We start from the raw sequence: 2375 nt of genomic DNA on the forward strand, positions 1-2375 counted from the left end.
GACCAGGACGATCCCGCCGGTGCTCATCGCCTCAAGCTCCGAGCTGCCCGGCGAGATCGAGGAAGTCGGTTGCGGTGTAATCGAACTCGCCGACCTCGAACCCGGGTGGTCGGCGGCCGGCCCCGCGTTCGAGCGGTCGGGTCACGTACGCCGTCAGCAAGCCCGCGTCGCGCGCCGCCCGCAGATCGCTGGGGTGCGCCGCGACCAGCATCAGCTCCCCCGGCGCCACGTCGAGGAGGTCGGCGCATCCGAGATAGGCCTCGGGATCCGGCTTGTAGTGGTGGAACAGTTCGGCCGAGATCACACAATCCCACGGCAGCCCGGCGCGTTTGGCCATGTTGGTCAACAGCGAGACGTTGCCGTTCGACAGCGTCGTGATCACGAAGCGCTGTTTGAGACGGGTCAGACCGTCCACCGAATCGGGCCACGGATCCAGCCGGTGCCAGGCGCGGTTGAGCTGGTCGACATCCGTGTCCGGCAGGGAGTCGATTCCGGCTCGATCGAGGAGTCCGTCGAGGATCAGGCGGTGCAGGGCGTCGATCTTCAACCATGGAAGCTCACCGCGGCGCACGCGGTCCATCGCCGCCGGATAACCGGCCCGCCAGTCATCGGCGAAGGCCGCCCAATCCTCGGCGAGTCCGTGCCTCTCCCCGAACATCTCCAGCTCGCCGATGATGCTGTTGCGCCAATCGACGACGGTCCCGAAGACGTCGAACGCCAACGCTTTCGGCGCCGTCACGGAACCAGCACGACCTTGCCCTTGATCCCGCCGCTCGCCAAGCTCTCCAGCGCCGCCCGGCCCTCGGCCAGCGGATACCTCACCGGTGGCGGCGGCCGCAGCCCCGCGTCGATGAGCTTGCCCAACCCGACACCGATCTCGGCCTGCGCGCCGGGCGTGCGGTTGATGAACTCACCCAACCCGACACCGACGACGCTGACGTTGCGCAGCAACAGCCGGTTGACCTTGACGGTCGGGATGCCGCCGCCAGAGGCGAAGCCCAGCACCAGCAACCTGCCCTCGGTCGCCAACACCCGGACCGCGTCGTCGAACGCCTCGCCTCCGACGGGGTCGACCACGACGTCCACGCCACGGCCGTCGGTGTGTTCGCGGGCCGCCTTGGCCCAGCCCTCGGTCAGCGGCAGCACCACGTCGGCGCCCAGCGACTCGACGAACTCCGTCGCCCCAGGGCGATGCACCATCGCGATCACCTTGGCGCCCAGCGCCTTCGCGATCTGGATGGCGGCGGTCCCGACTCCACCCGCCGAGCCGAGCACCAGCACGGTCTCACCGGCACGCAGTGCAGCGCGACGTTCCAGTGCGAAGTACATCGTGTAGTAGTTGCCAAGCAGACACACCGCCGTGCGGTCGTCGATGCCATCCGGCGTCGGGTTGACGCTAGCCACCGGCACGGCCACCCGTTCGGCCCAGGCGCCAAGCATCGACAGCGCCGAAACGCGCTGCCCTGCCGTGAAGCCCGAGTCTGCGGGCGCTGATCGCACCACGCCTGCGATCTCGGTTCCTGGGACGAACGGAGGGTCGAGCTTCAGCTGATACTCGCCACGGATCAGCAGCAGGTCGGGAAAGCTGACCCCGGCCGCACCGACGTCGACGACGACCATGCCGGGGGCCGCAGGCTCCCCAATATCCGGTACGTCGGTGTAGACCAAGCCCGACGGCCCGGAGAGTTCTTGCGCGACAAGCGCCTTCACTTGACTCTCAGCCGAGCTTGAAGCTGGCCGACTGCGCTGCCGACAGATCGGTGATCTCGCCCCACTTGCCTGCGACGTCGTCGACCGACGGCACCGAGGAGAACGTCACGCCGTCGTTCTGGAACAGCGCCGTGCGCTGCACCTTGCCCCCGCCGACGATGAAGATCGAATCGGTGTCGGGCACTTCCTCGGTGCACAGGTAGGCCACCACCGGTGCCACGTACTCGGGCGTCAGCTTCTCGAACACCTCGGGCGGCAGGATGTCCTGCGTCATCCGGGTGGCGGCGATCGGCGCGACGGCGTTGGCCTTGATGTTGTACTTGGCGCCTTCCTGGGCCAGCGTGTTGATCAGGCCGACCAGGCCGAGCTTCGCGGCGCCGTAGTTGGCCTGGCCGAAGTTGCCGAAGAGGCCACTGGTCGAGGTCGCGACGACGACGCGGCCGAAGCTCTGCTCGCGGAAGTGCGGCCACGCGGCGCGCAACACGTTGTACCCGCCGTAGAGGTGCACCTTGAGCACGGCGTCCCAGTTCTCGAACGTCATCTTGTGGAACGTGCCGTCGCGCAGGATGCCCGCGTTGCTGACCACGCCGTCGACCTTGCCGAACTCGTCGACCGCGGTCTTGATGATGTTCTCGGCACCCTCTTGCTCGGCGACGCTGTCGTAG

The 2375-nt window shown here is 67.9% G+C and carries 3 protein-coding genes; all 3 read right to left on the bottom strand.

Features of this window, described 5'->3' with window-relative positions:
- Window positions 1-31: 31 nt before the first annotated feature.
- Window positions 32-739 (bottom strand): haloacid dehalogenase type II, encoded by a 708-nt coding sequence (locus tag ACRDUX_RS33965; RefSeq protein WP_526420781.1) that lies wholly within the window; start codon window positions 737-739, stop codon window positions 32-34.
- Entirely contained in the window at window positions 736-1710 is a 975-nt protein-coding gene (locus ACRDUX_RS33970; protein ID WP_526420783.1) for an NADPH:quinone oxidoreductase family protein, read from the bottom strand. Before ACRDUX_RS33970 ends, ACRDUX_RS33965 begins: the two co-directional genes overlap by 4 nt.
- 7 nt (window positions 1711-1717) lie before the next feature.
- A partial coding sequence (locus tag ACRDUX_RS33975) for an SDR family NAD(P)-dependent oxidoreductase (protein WP_526420785.1) occupies window positions 1718-2375 on the bottom strand: 658 nt, incomplete at its 5' end.

This window comes from Mycobacterium sp. (assembly GCF_050701675.1).
In the GTDB taxonomy this organism is placed as follows: Bacteria; Actinomycetota; Actinomycetes; order Mycobacteriales; family Mycobacteriaceae; genus Mycobacterium.